15 protein-coding genes are annotated in these 13793 nt (G+C 46.0%); 2 read left to right on the forward strand and 13 right to left on the reverse strand.

Annotated features, from left to right (window positions below; genetic code table 11):
- The first annotated feature begins 24 nt into the window (after positions 1 to 24).
- On the forward strand, positions 25 to 2613 hold the full coding sequence (gene mutS, locus AACT23_RS07400) for a DNA mismatch repair protein MutS (protein ID WP_094129971.1): 2589 nt from the start codon (positions 25 to 27) through the stop codon (positions 2611 to 2613).
- Positions 2614 to 2729: 116 nt separating this feature from the next.
- Here the strand turns inward: mutS and rpoS are convergent, their stop codons facing one another.
- The 11 genes from rpoS to folB form a co-directional block, all read right to left on the reverse strand.
- Complete coding sequence (gene rpoS, locus AACT23_RS07405; RefSeq protein WP_017047531.1) at positions 2730 to 3731, reverse strand: RNA polymerase sigma factor RpoS; 1002 nt, start codon at positions 3729 to 3731, stop codon at positions 2730 to 2732.
- A 72-nt stretch (positions 3732 to 3803) separates the two neighbouring features.
- Positions 3804 to 4736 carry a murein hydrolase activator NlpD gene (nlpD, locus tag AACT23_RS07410; RefSeq protein ID WP_026028368.1) on the reverse strand — a complete coding sequence of 311 codons (933 nt, stop codon included), beginning with the start codon at positions 4734 to 4736 and terminating at the stop codon, positions 3804 to 3806.
- Between the two features lie 5 nt (positions 4737 to 4741).
- On the reverse strand, positions 4742 to 5368 hold the full coding sequence (locus AACT23_RS07415; RefSeq protein ID WP_088728605.1) for a protein-L-isoaspartate(D-aspartate) O-methyltransferase: 627 nt from the start codon (positions 5366 to 5368) through the stop codon (positions 4742 to 4744).
- Positions 5368 to 6114 carry a 5'/3'-nucleotidase SurE gene (surE, locus tag AACT23_RS07420; protein WP_094129974.1) on the reverse strand — a complete coding sequence of 249 codons (747 nt, stop codon included), beginning with the start codon at positions 6112 to 6114 and terminating at the stop codon, positions 5368 to 5370. The genes AACT23_RS07415 and surE overlap by 1 nt, the downstream gene beginning before the upstream one ends.
- A gap of 12 nt (positions 6115 to 6126) precedes the next feature.
- On the reverse strand, positions 6127 to 7224 hold the full coding sequence (gene truD, locus AACT23_RS07425) for a tRNA pseudouridine(13) synthase TruD (RefSeq protein ID WP_094129977.1): 1098 nt from the start codon (positions 7222 to 7224) through the stop codon (positions 6127 to 6129).
- A 157-nt stretch (positions 7225 to 7381) separates the two neighbouring features.
- Entirely contained in the window at positions 7382 to 7867 is a 486-nt protein-coding gene (gene ispF / locus AACT23_RS07430) for a 2-C-methyl-D-erythritol 2,4-cyclodiphosphate synthase (protein ID WP_013857718.1), read from the reverse strand.
- The gene (gene ispD / locus AACT23_RS07435; RefSeq protein ID WP_010320457.1) at positions 7860 to 8591 is read right to left on the reverse strand and encodes a 2-C-methyl-D-erythritol 4-phosphate cytidylyltransferase; all 732 of its coding nucleotides are present in this window, start codon (positions 8589 to 8591) and stop codon (positions 7860 to 7862) included. The genes ispF and ispD overlap by 8 nt, the downstream gene beginning before the upstream one ends.
- Entirely contained in the window at positions 8592 to 8873 is a 282-nt protein-coding gene (gene ftsB / locus AACT23_RS07440; RefSeq protein WP_026028366.1) for a cell division protein FtsB, read from the reverse strand.
- 129 nt (positions 8874 to 9002) lie between these two features.
- Entirely contained in the window at positions 9003 to 9806 is an 804-nt protein-coding gene (locus AACT23_RS07445) for an undecaprenyl-diphosphate phosphatase (protein WP_013857720.1), read from the reverse strand.
- A 12-nt stretch (positions 9807 to 9818) separates the two neighbouring features.
- Entirely contained in the window at positions 9819 to 10310 is a 492-nt protein-coding gene (folK, locus tag AACT23_RS07450; protein WP_013857721.1) for a 2-amino-4-hydroxy-6-hydroxymethyldihydropteridine diphosphokinase, read from the reverse strand.
- A complete protein-coding gene (gene folB / locus AACT23_RS07455) occupies positions 10307 to 10660 on the reverse strand; it encodes a bifunctional dihydroneopterin aldolase/7,8-dihydroneopterin epimerase (RefSeq protein ID WP_013857722.1) in 354 nt (117 codons plus the stop codon). Before folB ends, folK begins: the two co-directional genes overlap by 4 nt.
- 187 nt (positions 10661 to 10847) lie before the next feature.
- On the opposite strand from folB, the gene plsY reads away from it, so the two are divergent.
- Entirely contained in the window at positions 10848 to 11450 is a 603-nt protein-coding gene (gene plsY, locus AACT23_RS07460; RefSeq protein WP_017047525.1) for a glycerol-3-phosphate 1-O-acyltransferase PlsY, read from the forward strand.
- Positions 11451 to 11561: 111 nt separating this feature from the next.
- Here the strand turns inward: plsY and AACT23_RS07465 are convergent, their stop codons facing one another.
- Complete coding sequence (locus tag AACT23_RS07465; protein ID WP_094129980.1) at positions 11562 to 12410, reverse strand: alpha/beta fold hydrolase; 849 nt, start codon at positions 12408 to 12410, stop codon at positions 11562 to 11564.
- Positions 12411 to 12545: 135 nt separating this feature from the next.
- The gene (gene tsaD, locus AACT23_RS07470; protein WP_017046706.1) at positions 12546 to 13562 is read right to left on the reverse strand and encodes a tRNA (adenosine(37)-N6)-threonylcarbamoyltransferase complex transferase subunit TsaD; all 1017 of its coding nucleotides are present in this window, start codon (positions 13560 to 13562) and stop codon (positions 12546 to 12548) included.
- Positions 13563 to 13793: the final 231 nt, after the last annotated feature.

Genomic DNA, 13793 nt, shown 5'->3' on the forward strand with positions numbered 1-13793 from the left:
ATTGATAATCGAGTGACGAATAACATGAGCAAATCCAGCGCATCTTCCGCCGAGTCTTCACCACAGCACACCCCGATGATGCGGCAATATCTGCAATTGAAAGCCGAAAACCCCGATATTCTGCTCTTTTATCGGATGGGCGATTTCTACGAGCTGTTTTACGATGACGCTAAACGCGCATCGCAATTGCTGGAAATATCACTCACCAAACGCGGTGCTTCTGCGGGTGAGCCTATTCCAATGGCGGGCGTTCCCTATCACGCCGTGGAAGGTTACTTAGCGAAATTGGTACAACAGGGCGAATCCGTCGCGATTTGTGAACAAATTGGCGATCCTGCCACCAGCAAAGGCCCCGTTGAGCGTAAAGTGGTACGGATTGTCACGCCCGGTACGGTCACGGATGAAGCCTTGCTCTCTGAGCGAGTCGATAACTTAATTGCTGCCATCTACCACCACGATGGTCGCTTTGGCTACGCAACCTTAGACATCACTTCAGGGCGCTTCCAACTGAGTGAGCCAGAAACCGAAGAGGCGATGGCCGCCGAACTGCAACGCACCGCACCGCGCGAACTGCTCTTCCCTGAAGATTTCACGCCAGTCACTTTAATGGGCAATCGCAAAGGAAACCGTCGCCGCCCTATTTGGGAATTTGAGTTAGAGACAGCAAAACAGCAGTTGAACCAACAATTTGGTACGCGTGATTTGGTCGGTTTTGGCGTAGAACAGGCTAAACTGGGCTTATGCGCCGCTGGCTGCTTGATTCAATACGTGAAAGATACGCAGCGCACTGCACTGCCTCATATTCGTTCACTGACGTTTGATCGCCAAGATCACTCGGTGATCTTAGATGCCGCCACGCGCCGTAATTTAGAGATCACGCAGAACTTGTCCGGTGGCTTTGATAACACCTTAGCGGAAGTGCTCGATCACTGCGCCACCCCAATGGGCAGCCGCATGCTCAAACGCTGGTTACACCAACCTATGCGCTGTATTGATACGCTGAATCAACGCCTTGATGCGATCGGCGAGTTGAAACAGCTTGCTCTGTTTAGTGAATTACAACCTGTGCTGAAACAGATTGGCGATATTGAACGTATTCTTGCTCGTTTGGCATTGCGTTCCGCTCGCCCAAGAGACTTAGCACGCCTGCGACATGCGATGCAGCAATTGCCGCAGCTCAGTGAAATACTGCAACCCTTATCACAACCCCACTTAGTTCAGTTAACTCATCATGTACAGCCATTGGATGAGCTGTGCACACTGCTTGAGCGAGCAATCAAAGACAACCCACCAGTTGTGATTCGTGATGGTGGCGTGATTGCCGATGGCTACAGCGCCGAACTGGATGAATGGCGTGATTTAGCCAACGGCGCAACCGAATACTTGAATAAATTAGAAGCTGAAGAGCGCGAACGTCACGGCATTGATACGCTAAAAGTCGGCTACAACGCGATTCACGGTTTCTACATTCAAGTCAGCCGTGGCCAGAGTCACCTTGTTCCTCCCCACTATGTGCGCCGCCAAACGCTGAAAAATGCCGAGCGTTATATTATTGCCGAGCTAAAAGCGCATGAAGATAAAGTGCTCAACTCGAAATCAAAAGCACTGGCAGTGGAAAAGCAGCTTTGGGAAGAGTTATTTGACTTATTGTTGCCTCATTTAGAGCAGATGCAAAACCTTGCATCTTCGCTATCGCAGCTCGATGTGTTGCAAAACCTTGCCGAGCGCGCTGAAAGCTTAGATTACTGTCGCCCGACCTTGAGTAAAGAGCCAGCGATCCATATCCAAGCTGGCCGTCACCCTGTCGTCGAGCAAGTGATGAATGAACCCTTCATTGCCAACCCAATTGAGCTCAATCCGCAACGAAAAATGTTGATCATTACCGGGCCTAACATGGGCGGTAAATCGACCTACATGCGCCAAACTGCATTAATTACTTTATTAGCGCATATCGGTTGCTATGTGCCAGCAGAAGCAGCACACATCGGTTCGATTGACCGCATCTTCACCCGCATTGGTGCATCGGACGATCTCGCCTCTGGTCGCTCTACTTTCATGGTTGAAATGACCGAAACTGCCAACATTTTGCATAATGCGACACAAAATAGCTTGGTATTGATGGATGAAATTGGCCGCGGCACCAGTACCTATGATGGGTTATCACTGGCTTGGGCAAGTGCACAATGGCTCGCAAGCCAAATTGGCGCGCTAACGCTATTTGCCACTCATTATTTTGAACTGACCGAGCTGCCAAACCAGCTACCTCACTTAGCCAACGTGCATTTAGATGCCGTGGAACATGGCGATAGCATTGCCTTTATGCATGCGGTTCAAGAAGGGGCGGCAAGTAAATCTTACGGCCTAGCAGTGGCAGGTCTTGCTGGCGTGCCTAAAACAGTGATCAAAAACGCGCGCGCTAAATTGTCGCAGCTCGAGTTATTGAGCCAACAGCAGCCCAATGGCAGCAAAAGCTCAACCGTAGATATTGCTAATCAACTCAGTTTGATCCCAGACCCAAGCGAAGTCGAACAGGCATTAGCAGCTATTGATCCTGACGATCTAACGCCTCGCCAAGCGTTAGAAGCACTTTATCGCTTGAAGAAGCTAATGTAACAATCTGATATTAAAAATAAAAAAGGCATCGATTTTAAGTCGGTGCCTTTTGTGCTTTTATGCAATAGTTTTATAAATCAATGGTTTTATGAATCAAGGTCTTGTTGAACCAACCTTTAGTCGTATTCAACATTAAACAGCGCTTCCATGTTCAAGCCTTGTTTAACCAAGATCTCTCTCAAACGACGTAGACCTTCCACTTGAATTTGACGAACTCGTTCACGAGTTAAGTTAATTTCGCGCCCTACTTCTTCTAAGGTGGACGGTTCATAACCTAATAGTCCAAAACGGCGTGCAAGTACCTCTTTTTGTTTTGGGTTTAGTTCATCTAACCAATTCAGTAGTGATTCACGGATATCATCATCTTGCGTAGAAATTTCAGGATCAGAGTTGTTCGCATCTGGGATGATATCGAGTAGTGCTTTGTCACCATCGCCGCCAATCGGTGTATCAACAGAACTGATACGCTCGTTAAGACGCAGCATTTTACTGACATCTTCTACTGGCTTATCCAGTTGGAACGCAATTTCTTCTGCGGTAGGTTCATGATCTAACTTCTGCGATAGCTCGCGAGCCGTGCGAAGGTAGATATTCAACTCTTTAACGACGTGAATTGGCAAACGGATAGTGCGCGTTTGGTTCATTAATGCACGTTCAATGGTTTGACGGATCCACCAAGTAGCATAGGTTGAGAATCTAAAGCCACGTTCTGGATCAAATTTTTCTACCGCACGAATCAAGCCTAAATTACCCTCTTCAATTAGATCGAGTAAAGCTAAGCCACGATTACCATAACGGCGAGAAATTTTAACGACCAAACGTAAGTTACTTTCGATCATGCGTTTACGAGCAGCTTCATCGCCTCTCAGTGAACGACGAGCATAAAGTACTTCTTCTTGAGCTGTTAATAATGGAGAAAAACCAATCTCGCTAAGATACATCTGTGTTGCATCTAAGCTTTTTGTTGACGCATCAAATCCTTCTTTGGCATCTTCGATTTGAACATCGTCATCGCTTTGGCTTTTAGTGGTGGTGAGTTCTTCATCAACCTCAATCGAATCCATGATCTCTTGGTCTTCAAACTCTTCGACTTTCGTTACTGCATTGCTGATACTCATAGCGCCTCCCCCTGGCGAGCTAGCAAGACATTACTACTTTCTAATGTCGCTACATGACTCTTTCAAGTATGTTTACGGTAAGTAGCGTTTTGGATTCACCGACTTACCTTGATAACGAATTTCAAAGTGTAAACGAACACTGCTGGTTCCTGAGCTGCCCATGGTTGCTATTTTTTGGCCAGCTTTAACACTTTGTCCTTCTTTTACCAGTAACCGATCGTTATGAGCATAAGCACTGAGGTAGTTATCGTTATGTTTAACAATCACAAGATTGCCGTAACCTCTTAATGCATTTCCCGAATAGACAACGGTTCCTGCAGCAGTTGATAAAATGGATTGACCACGCTGTCCTGCGATATCGATCCCTTTATTTCCTTGATCGCCTGCTGAAAAGTTTTTAATTATTCTCCCTTGTGTCGGCCATAACCATTTTGAAACTTTATCATCTTTTGGTTTAGCAAAGGTTACATTAGCATTAACATTTTGCTTACCTTTTGAATCAACATACTCTTTTGATTTCGATTGTTCAACTACCTTAGGAGGATCTTTTTTTGCGACTTTGGTCGAAGAACTTGCGGCATTAGATCCACTATTTTGATTAGAGTTTTTACTCACTCCGTCTACAACCATTGGAGGGGAAACTAAGCCAGCCATTGTGCTCGAAGGGGTTGCAGCCACAATGACTTCTGTTACACCATTACCACCGTAAGCAGGAGGCGTGTAATTGGGGATCCATAATTTGAGTTTTTGACCGGGATGAATGGTGTAAGGTTTTTTTAAATTATTGAAACGGATCAAGTCGTTTACATTTTTATCTGTGACATAAGATATAAAATAGAGCGTATCGCCTTTTTGCACTTCGTAAAAACTGCCGCGATAACTACCACGAGGAATGGCATTATAGTCTTTATTGAGCCCAGAAACGGGTGCAGGAGTATGAGCAGCACATCCGATAAGGACGCTACTCATTAGCACCATTATTACTCTGTTTCTTAGGTTACTCATCATCACTAAGCTAAATCACCGGCAACTAAAGGAACAAAACGCACCATCTCAATGGTGTTAGAAATAAAATCATCGCCTTGGCGAACTATTTTCAATAACTGTTGCTCACTACTGCCGACAGGAATCACTAAACGGCCACCTTCCGTAAGCTGATCAAGCAGCGCATTTGGGACAAATTCGGCTGCCGCCGTAACAATGATCGCATCAAAAGGAGCTTTAGCATCCCAGCCCAACCAGCCATCACCATGCTTAGTGGAGACGTTATAAATATCAAGTTGCTTTAAACGACGCTTCGCGTCCCACTGTAATGACTTGATCCGTTCAATCGAATACACGTGCTCAACCAACTGGGCAAGCACAGCGGTTTGATAACCCGATCCTGTGCCAATTTCTAAGACCTTACTCTGCGGCTCAAGTTCTAAAAGCTGCGTCATTTTTGCCACAATGTAAGGTTGTGAAATCGTTTGTCCTTGGCCTATCGGCAAGGCATTGTTGTCATAGGCTTGATGCATCATCGCCTGAGAAACAAAGCTTTCTCTTGGCAAACAATGAATGGCATCCAAAACGGTTTGATCTTGGATACCATTCGCGATCAGAAATTCAATTAATCTGTCGGCATGTGGATTGGCCATTACCCTTTTTCCTTCAACCAGTTATCCATACTTGGCAGTGACTCATGAGCCGTGAGATCAACCTGCAACGGCGTCAAGGAGACATAGCCATGCTCAATCGCATAGAAATCAGTCCCTTGCCCTGCATCTTGCTCTTTACCCGGAGGACCTAACCAATAAATATCATGCCCACGAGGATCTTTCTGCTTAATCATACTTTCTGCGTGATGGCGAGCACCTAAACGCGTCACTTGAATACCCGCTAACTCCTCAAATGGACGATCTGGTACGTTCACATTCAATAATCGATTGGTTGGGATCGGGGCATTGAGATGCTGTTCGACCAACTGGCGCGCTATCTGCGCTGCCGTAGTAAAATTAGCCGTCCCGACCAATGAAAATGCGATCGCTTGCACCCCAAGAAAATGCCCTTCCATCGCCGCCGCAACCGTGCCCGAATAGAGCACGTCATCGCCCAAATTCGCACCATGATTGATGCCTGTCAGCACCAAATCAGGCAGATCATCTTTGAGCAGTTCATTGAGTGCAAAATGCACACAATCGGTTGGTGTGCCTTGCACTGAATAGGTATTGGATGCAATGAGATCCACACGAAGCGGCTGCTCTAATGTCAGCGAATTGGAGGCTCCTGACCGATTACGATCCGGCGCGACAATCACGATCTCGGCGAGATCCGCCAGCGCGCGTGCTAGGGTATTTAAACCTTGCGCGTATACACCATCATCATTGCTTAATAAAATCTTCATCGAGTTTTATCCTTAGAACTCGCGTTCAACCGCTATCTCTTCAACCAATTCGCGAATGACTGAGGTAGCAAAACTTCCTGCATCTAAATCAAAACGTAACGTCACATTGTCTTGTTCAACTGTCCAAGAAATATTCTGAGGCTTAAGCATCAGCGCCCGGCGCTCATGACGCATACGATTGCTGCGAATCAGTGCCATCAAGTCAGGTTCAGCATCAAGGTGAACTTGTTCTAAATCTAAAGCCTCACCTTGCGTCGGTAGTGCGTTATCGCCCGCCAAAGCAGCACTTATTTGCACTTCATTCAATGCCAGTTTGTTATTGAGATCGGTAAGATTCGCCAAGGTAACTAAGGTCGTTTTCTCTCCCTCAAGTGCGATATCTCCTTCGATAAATTGGTGTAACTTATCTTGCTCGATACGGGCAGAGACAATTTGGTTGAAAATCCACGAACGGGCCGCCGAGAGATACAAACTGCGCTGATTTTGGTTACGTGAACGCACGTTCTCTTTTCCCCAGCGACGCGCTTCACTGAGGTTATTGCCGTGATTGCCAAAACGTTGGCTACCAAAATAATTAGGCACACCGTGCGTGGCGATGTGCTCTAATCGCGTCACTACTTCGGCGGTGTCGGTGACTTCAGAAAGCGTGATTTCAAAATGATTGCCGACTAAATCTCCGGGGCGCAACTTTTTATTGTGACGCGTAGTTTCCAGAATTTCGATGCTCGGATATTGAGCCAAAAACTCGGTGAAATCTGGCGTCTCACCTTTTGGTAAATGTACACTGAGCCACTGCTGCGTAACCGCATGACGATCTTTCAGACCAGCCCAACTCACATCTTTTGATTTCACACCACATGCTTTAGCCAATTCATTGACCACAAAACTGGTATTTTCACCAGTTTTACGAATATGAACCATTAAGTGTTCACCACTTCCTGCCAGTTCGAATCCTAAGTCTTCAATCACTTTAAAGTGCTCTGGCTTGGCTTTTATTTTGGCTTTAGCGGCTGGTTTACCACAAAGGTAAGCCAATGAAGATAATATATCTGACATGTTTTCATCCGTCGCTGACGCGAGTTGGCGGTAATAATAAAAACAGCGACGCATGAGCCGCTATTGCGCGTTACTGAGCGTGCCATTCGTTGGCGGAAGTCCATCAATAACGTGTTTTTACATAGAAGGAGAGGCAAGTGAATTGCCATTACCTCTTCAATTTGCTGGGTCGTTTTATTAAGGCAATATTATGCTTTGATCAACCGTGCATTTAATCTGTAGTACATTTGATCAATAAGACAACCGCTTCGCAAGCAATACCTTCTTTGCGCCCAGTGAAACCAAGGCGCTCGGTTGTGGTTGCTTTGACGTTAATATTATCTAGCGTCGTTTCAAGATCTTGCGCAATGGCAGCGCACATCGCTTCAATATACGGCGCCATCTTCGGCGCTTGCGCGATAATGGTGACGTCGGCATTTCCTAAACGGTAGCCTTGCGCTTTCACACGGCGATAGACATCTTTCAATAATTCACGGCTATCTGCCCCTTTCCATTTATCATCGGTATCGGGGAAATGGCGGCCAATATCACCTGCGGCAATCGCGCCAAGCAGCGCATCACTTAAAGCATGCAAGGCGACATCACCATCGGAATGAGCAATTAAGCCTTGCTCATAAGGAACGGCAATTCCCCCAATGATGACTGGGCCTTCACCGCCAAACTTATGAACATCAAAACCGTGGCCAATTCTAATCATGGTTATTTCCTATTGCGGCTAGTGAGGAAGTACGACCTAAGTAAAACTCAGCTAAAGCGAGATCTTCGGGTTGCGTAATTTTTAGATTATCCGCCCGCCCAGCGACCAACGCTGGATGTAACCCTTGCCACTCCATTGCGGATGCTTCATCGGTGATGATGACTTGCTGATCTAACGCATCCGATAAAGCCTCAAAAAGCGGCTTGGCTCTAAACATCTGTGGGGTGAGTGCATGCCATAATGCGACGCGATCAACGGTATGATCAATGTTGTTTTCGCCATCAGCACGCTTCATTGTGTCTCGAACGGGTGCAGCTAAAATCGCACCTACAGGATGCTCTTTAGCCGTCGTAATCAATCGGTCAATATCTGCAAAAGTAAGACAAGGCCGCGCTGCATCATGCACGAGAACCCATTCACCTAGGGAATTAGCTAAAACATATTGCAGCGCCGAGAGCACTGAGTCGGCTCGCTCTTGACCACCGCTGACACGAATAACATTGGGGTTAGTGGCTAATGGCAGAGCAAAATAGTAAGGATCATCGTCACTGACGGCGACAACAACGCGATCAATATTAGGGTGCGCGAGCAGCGTCGCTATTGTGTGTTCGAGAACGGTTTTGTTGTGTATGGTTAAATACTGTTTCGGACGATCTGCTTGCATTCGGCTGCCAACACCAGCAGCCGGTACAATCGCGGTAAGAGAAAGCGTACTGTGCGGCATTTATTGACTATCCTCACCGACCAATCGATAGAAAGTTTCACCTGCTTTTATCATTCCTAATTCATGACGCGCTCGCTCTTCAATCGCGTCCAATCCTTGTCGTAAATCATCAATTTCGACGAACATTTCCGAATTTCGTAGCGTTAGGTTTTCGTTTACTTGTTGCTGCACGTCAATTTCATCGACAATGGTTCGATAATCAGCAATGCCATTTTTACCGAGCCACAAATCGTACTGTAATAAACCGAATAATAACGCCAATGTCACCGCAAAAAGTCGCATCACATCTATAACCATTCAAAACGTTCACTATGAAAGAGAACGTAAACGATAAACAAAGCGTGCTGTTTAAAAAAAGTGACGCTCTAACACAGCACGAAAATGATGGCTATTTATACCACAAGCCTTTATTTAACTCATCATTAGGAACGCAAATAAGCCGCCACCGAGAATTAAACGGTAAATGACAAACGGAGTCATACCCATTTTAGAAATCAGTTTTAAGAAGAAATGGATACAAATATAAGCACTGATAAAGGAGGTCAGGATACCCGTTGTTAAGAAACCAAAATGCACAGGTTCGCCACTGGTCACCAGCTTTAACCCTAAATAGCCACCCGCCAAAACAATGATAGGAATCGACATCAAGAAAGAAAAACGCGCGGCCGCTTCACGAGTAAAACCAAGATACAACGCCGCAGTGATGGTCGCTCCTGAGCGAGAGGTACCGGGGATCACCGCAACTGCTTGTGCCAAACCAATCATCAGCGATTTTTTCCAATCGGCTTGGTATTCATCATCCGCTAATGGAGCGTTTTTATCGACATACCACAGTAATAGACCAAAAATAATAGTGGTGGTTGCTATCACCCAAGCACTGCGTAGGTAGAGTTCAACAATATCTTTCATAAAAAAGCCGAAAATACAGGCAGGAATGGTTGCTAGTACGATCATCCATGCCAGTTTCGATTCTTTACTGCGCTCGCCTTTAAAAATCGAGGCAAAAAAAGCGCGCAGTAAAGTCACGACTTCTTTCCTAAAATAGATAACCACGGCAGCTAATGTGCCGACATGCACCGCCACATCAAAGGCAAGACCTTGATCTTCCCAGCCTAAAATGGCTGAAGGCAAAATTAAATGGGCGGAGCTGGAGATAGGTAAAAATTCGGTTAAGCCTTGAATCAAAGCCAAAAAAAACGCTTCTAAATAACTCATTACTGACTCTTATTAATTAATGTCGAACCAAAGTTTGACAGGGGTGAGCGATTCTAAGTTGATCGCCTGTTGCCATATTTGACGCACACTACGACCATCATTGGGAACGATCCGTTCCGGTGACAAATCGTAAAGTGGTTGTATGACAAATGGATATTTAAAGATATCACTGCGTGGCAGTTCAGGATCTTGCGCTGAAATGTCTTCACCAAACAAGATGATATCGAGATCTAAGGTGCGATCTTGAAATTTTTTCGCCTGCGGGTCGCGCCCCCATCGAGATTCAATCGCTCGAAGTTGCGCCACGAAATCACTCAACGAAAGCCTTGTTTCCAGCGCAACGACTAAATTATAAAAGGCCGCACTATTGAACCCAACCGATGCACATTCGTAAATGGTCGAGATCTGTAGATGATTTCCGATGGTCGACAATTCCTCGATGGCCACTTCGATATGTTTGCGTCTTTCAATATTAGAACCGACGCCAACATAGACCGTAGTCATGCATCGCCTCGCTCAATAATAACGCCAACACTGGATGCCTGTGCTACCGCGCCGGGCTTTGCTAAGCGAATTTTAACCCAAGGAACGGAAAAACGCTGCATCAGAAGCTCTGCTACTTCTTCTGCAACACGCTCTACCAATAAAAAGCGACCATTTTCAATATGTGCGATCACCGCTTGACTCACTTGTGCGTAGTCTAATGCATCGCTCACATCATCACTTTTACCTGCGGGTTGATTGTCGTGCGCCATTTCGATGTCGAGCACCAACTTCTGCTTAATCTCTTGTTCCCAATCATACACGCCAATGGTCGTAATTACCGTCAGCTGTTCAATAAAGACTTTGTCCATTTTTGCGTCTCTTCCTCTAGAGGTCGGATACCCTAATTACGTAAAAAATCGTACTATTTTGCCTAATCGCGATATCATATACCCAAACTGAGTCGAGATGCGAAATCCAAAACATTTTTTTGCTTTTCATCATGGTTAACAATGGCTTGTGAACTTGCTTTAGGGCATTTCCACTGCAGAGGTACTTATGACACCACTCGCACTGATAATGATCATTTCTGCCTATTTACTGGGTTCGATCTCAAGTGCGGTGTTGATCTGCCGTTTATTACGCCTGCCCGATCCTCGCAATATGGGCTCAAATAACCCCGGTGCAACTAACGTATTACGCATTGGTGGAAAAAAAGCCGCCATCGCGGTACTGCTGTGTGACATGCTCAAAGGTACTATTCCAGTATGGGGCAGCTACTATTTGGGGATTGACCCCATTCTATTGGGCCTAGTCGCCATCGCCGCTTGCCTTGGCCATATGTATCCTATTTTCTTTCATTTTAAAGGCGGAAAAGGTGTTGCAACAGCACTGGGAGCAATCGCACCGATCGGTTTAGATCTCACCGCACTTATCATATTGACTTGGGTCAGCGTTGCATTTTTATTTCGCTATTCATCCTTAGCGGCTTTGGTTACCGTGCTGCTCGCTCCGTTCTACACTTGGTTGATCAAACCGCAATATACCTTACCGGTAGCAATGCTGTGCTGCCTTATCGTGTTTCGCCATCACCAAAATATTAAACGGTTATTGGCTGGCACAGAGCCGAAAGTGGGTGAGAAAAAAACGCTTGGTTCTTGAGCTAGCTTGGATGATGGATAAACCCGCTTGCAAATAACGTCAATGACGAATAAGTAAAAGGCCTCTTACGAAGCCTTTTTTGATTAAGCATGACCCGCTAATAAGGGAAGACTAGCTAAGCGCTTTTTTCAAGAAACGGGTCAACATGGCGGTAACGTATTCAGGTTGCTCTAAGTTACTGATATGTCCAGCATTAGCAATAACCTCTAACTCACTGCCGTGAATGGCATCATTCATTAAGTAAGCCTCAAGAGGCGGACGAGGCATATCTTCAGCGCCAGCTGCAATCAACACTGGCAACCTCAATTGTTCCACCTCTTCAATCATGTCACGACGACCGAAGATCATTTTCCCCAACCGAGCCACTTCCACCGCTTGTTGACCAGTAAGCGCCGATAAATGTTGCTTGAATCCAGCCACTAATGTCGGAGATTGCTGCTCGCCATCTTTTGCAAAAAACATCGGTACAACTGCATCAACAATCGGTGATGGCACTTGCTGCATCGCCGCAATCGCATCGAGCATGGCAAAATATTTTGCATGGCTGACTTCAGGCTCTAGACCAACAAAGGTATCCATCATCACTAATGATTTCACGCGCGCAGGCGCAAGAACGGCTAACTCAGCCCCCCACATTCCACCTACAGAAAGACCAATGATAGAAAACTGCTCAATCGATAAGTGGTCCATCAAAGCCAAAATATGCTGAGCATAATCTTTCAGTGTGTTCATGGATGACGGTGCGAAATCTGACTGACCATGCGCCCATAAATCAGGCACGATACAGCGGTAGTGTTGACTCAACGCTTCCACCTGAGGTGCCCACATTGCGCTGTCCCACAGATAACTGTGACCGAAAACAAGCACTTCACCTTGCCCTTGATCCAAATAACGCATCTGGCAATCATCAATAACAAATGTCTTCATTGTGAATCCAATATTAGTAAAGTAGGTTGGCATTGTAGCATTGATATGAGCGATAACAGCTCAGAGCAGAATGTAAGCAATGGCTAATTAAAATCAATACAGAACGCCACAGAAACGGAAGTACCAAAGAACAAAACGGCCTCTAAAAAGAGACCGTTGCGACACCCGCTAAATAATGGGTTTAAGTTGATCAATCGGCCAGCGAGGTGTTGCCTGCACCGCTAAATCGACTGTCTCACCATTTTTTAAACGCTGCATACCCGCATAAGCAATCATTGCACCGTTGTCGGTACAAAACTCAGTACGCGGGTAATACACTTCACCACCAATTTTTTTCGCCAGTGCGCCAAGCTCTGCGCGTAACTGTTTATTGGCACTCACGCCACCGGCAATAACAATGCGTTTCATGCCAGTTTGCTCAAGGGCGCGTTTGCACTTAATCACTAAAGTGCCACACACCGCCTCTTGAAAGGCATACGCAATATCCGCTCGGGTCTGATCATCATTCTCATTAGCTGCAATCGTATTGGCTGTAAATGTTTTTAAACCAGAGAAACTCATGTCTAACCCTGGTCGATCCGTCATCGGACGCGGAAACTTAAAACGCCCTGGCGTTCCTTTTTCAGCCAAACGAGCCAACAATGGCCCCCCAGGATAATCAAGCCCCATCAGCTTCGCGGTTTTATCAAACGCCTCACCGGCCGCGTCATCAATAGACTCTCCGAGGATCTTATATTCACCAATCCCTTTCACCTCTACCATCATGGAATGACCACCGGAAACCAGTACGGCCACAAACGGAAACGGAGGCGGATTATCTTCAAGCATCGGAGCTAAAAGGTGCCCTTCCATATGGTGAACAGGCACCGCAGGCACATTCCACGCATAAGCCAAACTACGGCCAATCGTCGCGCCAACAAGCAGCGCACCCACTAAACCAGGACCTGCGGTGTAAGCCACGCCATCAATATCCGCAGGCGTCAAATTCGCTTCAGCCATCGCTGCTTTTATCAGTGGAATGGTCTTTTTAACATGGTCTCTAGAAGCAAGCTCCGGCACCACACCGCCGTAATCGGCGTGCAGTTTTACTTGGCTGTACAATTGATGAGAAAGTAAGCCTTTCTCTTCGTCATAAATGGCGATGCCAGTCTCGTCACACGAGGTTTCAATACCAATAATGCGCATAATTTTCTCAGCACGCTTTCATCAACAATTGGAAATGGCCGCCATGTTACCCCGCCTTGGCTCCGTAAACAAATTTTGTACAGACTATAATCGACAAAGTGCTTTACAAAGCTATTGCGATCGGATTAAAATTCCGCACCATTTTTGATCAAGCTGATAACCGAGCAAACAGACAAGAAATCTTGTGGTTTAAGCCTCAAAATATCAGCGTTAACGAATAACCCCTGAGGT

It is taken from the genome of Vibrio sp. V09_P4A23P171 (assembly GCF_963875615.1).
GTDB classification, from domain to species: Bacteria; Pseudomonadota; Gammaproteobacteria; order Enterobacterales; family Vibrionaceae; genus Vibrio; species Vibrio anguillarum.

Coding starts and splice junctions, on each gene's coding strand:
- rpoS (WP_017047531.1), bottom strand. CDS start 3,731: ATGAGTATCAGCAATGCAGTAACGAAAGTCGAAGAGTTTGAAGACCAA.
- ispD (WP_010320457.1), bottom strand. CDS start 8,591: ATGCCGCACAGTACGCTTTCTCTTACCGCGATTGTACCGGCTGCTGGT.
- nlpD (WP_026028368.1), bottom strand. CDS start 4,736: ATGAGTAACCTAAGAAACAGAGTAATAATGGTGCTAATGAGTAGCGTC.
- AACT23_RS07445 (WP_013857720.1), bottom strand. CDS start 9,806: ATGAGTTATTTAGAAGCGTTTTTTTTGGCTTTGATTCAAGGCTTAACC.
- mutS (WP_094129971.1), top strand. CDS start 25: ATGAGCAAATCCAGCGCATCTTCCGCCGAGTCTTCACCACAGCACACC.
- AACT23_RS07415 (WP_088728605.1), bottom strand. CDS start 5,368: ATGGCCAATCCACATGCCGACAGATTAATTGAATTTCTGATCGCGAAT.
- folK (WP_013857721.1), bottom strand. CDS start 10,310: ATGACTACGGTCTATGTTGGCGTCGGTTCTAATATTGAAAGACGCAAA.
- truD (WP_094129977.1), bottom strand. CDS start 7,224: ATGCGTCGCTGTTTTTATTATTACCGCCAACTCGCGTCAGCGACGGAT.
- ispF (WP_013857718.1), bottom strand. CDS start 7,867: ATGATTAGAATTGGCCACGGTTTTGATGTTCATAAGTTTGGCGGTGAA.
- plsY (WP_017047525.1), top strand. CDS start 10,848: ATGACACCACTCGCACTGATAATGATCATTTCTGCCTATTTACTGGGT.
- AACT23_RS07465 (WP_094129980.1), bottom strand. CDS start 12,410: ATGCCAACCTACTTTACTAATATTGGATTCACAATGAAGACATTTGTT.
- ftsB (WP_026028366.1), bottom strand. CDS start 8,873: ATGCGACTTTTTGCGGTGACATTGGCGTTATTATTCGGTTTATTACAG.
- folB (WP_013857722.1), bottom strand. CDS start 10,660: ATGGACAAAGTCTTTATTGAACAGCTGACGGTAATTACGACCATTGGC.
- tsaD (WP_017046706.1), bottom strand. CDS start 13,562: ATGCGCATTATTGGTATTGAAACCTCGTGTGACGAGACTGGCATCGCC.
- surE (WP_094129974.1), bottom strand. CDS start 6,114: ATGAAGATTTTATTAAGCAATGATGATGGTGTATACGCGCAAGGTTTA.